Annotated in this window: 5 protein-coding genes and 1 pseudogene; all 6 read left to right on the top strand. The window is 56.3% G+C overall.

Annotation, left to right across the window (positions count from 1 at the left end):
- Positions 1-302: 302 nt before the first annotated feature.
- Complete coding sequence (locus MKD38_RS30290; protein WP_012354750.1) at positions 303-752, top strand: hypothetical protein; 450 nt, start codon at positions 303-305, stop codon at positions 750-752.
- Positions 753-764: 12 nt separating this feature from the next.
- Positions 765-1,523, top strand: a complete 759-nt coding sequence (locus MKD38_RS30285) for a type II toxin-antitoxin system MqsA family antitoxin (RefSeq protein WP_012354751.1) — start codon at positions 765-767, stop codon at positions 1,521-1,523.
- Positions 1,524-1,571: 48 nt separating this feature from the next.
- The gene (locus MKD38_RS30280; protein ID WP_157625308.1) at positions 1,572-2,051 is read left to right on the top strand and encodes a protein-export chaperone SecB; all 480 of its coding nucleotides are present in this window, start codon (positions 1,572-1,574) and stop codon (positions 2,049-2,051) included.
- A 219-nt stretch (positions 2,052-2,270) separates the two neighbouring features.
- Positions 2,271-2,681 (top strand): IS66-like element accessory protein TnpA, encoded by a 411-nt coding sequence (gene tnpA, locus MKD38_RS30275; protein ID WP_081479552.1) that lies wholly within the window; start codon positions 2,271-2,273, stop codon positions 2,679-2,681.
- Positions 2,678-3,025, top strand: coding sequence for an IS66 family insertion sequence element accessory protein TnpB (gene tnpB / locus MKD38_RS30270; protein WP_012354753.1), 348 nt, complete (start codon positions 2,678-2,680; stop codon positions 3,023-3,025). The genes tnpA and tnpB overlap by 4 nt, the downstream gene beginning before the upstream one ends.
- Before the next feature lie 30 nt (positions 3,026-3,055).
- Positions 3,056-3,650: pseudogene (locus MKD38_RS30265) on the top strand (transposase domain-containing protein); the annotation flags it as partial.

The following is a 3,650-nucleotide window of genomic DNA, read 5'->3' as shown; positions in this document are numbered from 1 at the left end:
AGTCGTGGCGCATTCAGCTTCCTGTTAAACGGCCAAGCACACTCGATTCCCGTTTGTGCAGAGCATTCCTAGGAGACTCTGCGGCTTCTTCAAAGTGTTTCCGATTTACAACGCTCGGCGCGCTCTCGTTGCAGCTGCCGTGCCGCACTTGCGGGGTAACGACTCTGGGGAGAGGCTTTGGTAACATCGGCGCTCAATCGGCCAAAAGCGTAGTATTAGTGGCTTATGCGGCGCTTTTTCTGTGACTAACCCAACGAACAGTAGCCATGGATGGCTAGAAATCTCTTGCGGAACTTACCACGGTGGTAAATAATCGAAAGAACGTAAGCCAATACGCCGGAGCGAGTCCCTCAGATGTAGGTGGAGGCAGTCGTAAAATTCAGGGGAAGGCAGATGGGCCTCTTTACGATCCTGCGGCACTCATCGCGCTGCTCGAGGTTGGGGCGGATGGCGAGAACTATGCGCCAGTCATTCCATTCACCGAAAAGTGCGCTAGGGACGTCCAGAAGTATGAGCTGGACGCAAGAGAGCTAGCCACTCTGGTGAAGGACGCTGTTCGGTCGGGCACTTTCAAGGGCTCTGAATGGTGCGAGAAGCAGCCGGGCGGCCCTTGGGCGGCATGTGATGTCTATGTACTGATTCGCCAGGAATGGAATGAGTACGCCTACAAAGACATCACTCAGGAGTACTACGTCAAGCTAGCCATCAATCGTACTGGCAAGCTGATCCTACTCGTATCAATGCATCAGTAACGGGAGATCCAAATGACTACGCATGTTCTCTGCGATGTGTGCGGGGAAGGCCATGTCGCGTCCGTGTATGGACAAAATGAGATCGAGCACAAGGGCGCAACGTTCTCTGTGCCATTTGTCATGTCGCACTGTGAGGAGTGTGGCAGTGACTACGCGTCAGCGTCTGACATGCGTCAGAACAAGCGCGCGGTAGTGGAGCTTCGTAAAAAGCTAGAGTGTCTTCTGACCGGGCAAGAGGTTCATGCCATCCGTGTCGGCGCAGGCCTGAAGAAGGTACAGGCAGTAAAAATATTCGGTGGTGGGCCGGTCGCCTTTTCGAAGTACGAAGCGGATGATGTGACCCAATCCGCATCAATGGACAAACTCATCCGCGTAGCTGCACAGGTCCCGACTGCATTGGCATGGCTTGCTCATGCGGCAGGTGAGGAAGAGGTTGCGACGGCGATCTGTTCCAAGGAAGTGTCCCGAATCTCTACCATCCTGGAAGCGGATGGAGTGTTAAAGGACGCACGATGTGTGGTTCACGCGGTCCTCAAACATACGCTGTTAGATTCTCCCATTTCCTGTTACTCGAAGGTCTTTGTATCCGAGAGCAGCGAAGAGGATGAACTTGCAGTTGATGTGCAGACAGGCGGGACAGTGCATAGTATGGCCCGCTTTGTTCAGCGCAAGAATGCAGCCTACGAAATGTCGCTCGATTATGACGCTCCAGCTTCGAACTTGCCTGCGGCACTGAAGAGCATGCAGAGCTATAAGTTAGAAGCAGCCTAAGGTATGAGACCGAGTCCATTAAAGCTCAATTCGCTTAGATTCTTGCACGTGAGCGTCTATCCCAGAAATGAGCCTGAGACGCTGGATCCAGTAGAGAACCCCGCGCCAATTGATACCTGGGGAGCAAATATTCATTGTTCCCTTACCCATGCCGAAGCTGATAAGCTAGAAGGCGGGGAGGTCCGCGACTATATGGTTGCGTTAGGGATTCAAGTCAGTGACGGCCCGGAGAAAGAAGTTCCTTACAAGATTGATGTCGAATGTGTGGGATATTTTTCGATACCAAATGGGTTCCCTGACGCGGCGGAACGTCTCGAAATCGCTGTTGTGAATGGTGCGTCTTTGCTCTATGGTGCGATCAGAGAGCAAATCGCAACCGTTACAAGTCGGTGTTGGTACGGTGAGCTACGATTGCCATCGCTGAATTTTCGAGAGGATGGCCCAGCGGCTCGCGCTGCGGCAGAGGCGAAGCGGCGCGCTGCAGAAGAAAAGAGCGGTGCAACTCAACCATCTGCCGATCCAGAGTGATGTAACTTTGCATCATGTCTTGACAAAGCGGCCCGCAATTATGCGGGCCGTTTGCATTTCTGGTGCTAATGCCCGATGGTCTGAGTTGATCCGCGGTTCTCCATGCGCAAGTCTTTCCTCGGTAAATTGCGAGACCACTCAGCTTATGAGTAAGCGAGTCGCAAGCACCGTCTGTACCGTTCAGTAGAGTGGCGCCAAAGTAGTTCCCACCAAATAGTGATGGGAACTACTTTGTCACAGTTACAGGAAGTACCAGTTGCCGGCGGTCGCAAAGGCCGGCCGAACTACAACGAGGAATTCAAGCGGCGATTGGCAGCCGCTGCGTGTGAGCCGGGTGTCTCGGTATCGAAATTGGCGCGCGAGCATGGCATCAACGCGAACATGCTGTTCACTTGGCGCCGACGCTATCGAACGGAGCAGTGCCAGGAAGCTGCGGTGTTGTTGCCGGTGACGGTTGAACGCCCAAGCTCGCCACCCGGTCCGATGCCAATGAGTCCGGGCGCTGCGGTTTGCGAGCCGACGCCGCCGCACGGCGCCATCGAGATCCGCCTGGGCCGAGCGGTGATTCGCATCGAAGGGGCAGTCGACGCGAGCACGTTGCGTACGGTACTGGACCGTTTGACGCCATGATCGGGTTGCCGGCGGGAACACGCATCTGGATCGCTGCAGGCGTGACCGACATGCGCTGTGGATTCAACGGGCTCGCCGCGAAGGTGGAGGCGACTCTGCAAGAGAGCCCATTCTCCGGCCATGTCTTCGTCTTCCGCGGCAGGCGCGGCAACGTCATCAAGGTGTTGTGGTCAACGGGCGATGGACTTTGCTTGCTCTCGAAGCGCCTGGAGCGTGGACGTTTCGTCTGGCCGAAGGCCGACAGCGGCAAGATCCACCTGACGCAAGCGCAGTTGTCGATGCTGCTGGAGGGGATTAACTGGAAGCAGCCCGAGCGCACCTGGCCGCCACAGTCGGTGTTGTAAACCTTGCGGCATGTGCGTAAACTGCCGCGCATGCCAATCGACCCCAGCGATCTCCCCGACGACATTGAGGCCCTGAAGGCCTTGGTGTTGGCACAGCGGGAATCGATCGTACTCATGGAACGGGCCTTGGCGGTCCGCTCCATGGAGATCGAGCAGCTAAATCTGCAGATCTCAAAGCTGAGGCGGATGCAGTTTGGCCAGAAGTCCGAGAAGCTGGATCGACAGATTGAACAGCTTGAGACCCGACTGGAAGATCTGCTGGCCGAGGAAGGTGCGGCTGAAACCGAAGTCGATCCGCAGGCAACCCCTTCTGTCCGGAAGAAAGCGGTACGCAAGCCGTTGCCGGAGCACCTGGAGCGGGAGGAGCGCATTCTCGAGCCCGAGACCGAAGCCTGTCCAGAGTGCGGCGGTAAGCTCAAGCCGCTGGGCGAGGACATCTCGGAGCAACTCGATATCATCAGCAATTCATTCAGGGTGATTCGGCAGGTGCGGCGCAAGAAGGCCTGCGCCTGTTGTGATTGCATCGTCCAGGCTGCGGCGCCAAGCCGGCCGATGAGCGCGGCATTGCCACGGCGGGACTGCACGCTCACATACTGGTTGCCAAATACGCTGATCATCAACCGCT

The sequence above is a fragment of the Cupriavidus sp. WGlv3 genome, assembly GCF_023952475.1.
Taxonomy (GTDB): Bacteria; Pseudomonadota; Gammaproteobacteria; order Burkholderiales; family Burkholderiaceae; genus Cupriavidus; species Cupriavidus phytorum.
Note: the sequence above shows the minus strand (reverse complement) of the source record. Positions and strands in the feature narration are given on the sequence as shown.

Bases quoted from the DNA above. Each gene is read 5' to 3' on its own strand.
- MKD38_RS30285 (WP_012354751.1), top strand. From the start codon at position 765: ATGACTACGCATGTTCTCTGCGATGTGTGCGGGGAAGGCCATGTCGCG.
- tnpA (WP_081479552.1), top strand. From the start codon at position 2,271: ATGGGAACTACTTTGTCACAGTTACAGGAAGTACCAGTTGCCGGCGGT.
- tnpB (WP_012354753.1), top strand. From the start codon at position 2,678: ATGATCGGGTTGCCGGCGGGAACACGCATCTGGATCGCTGCAGGCGTG.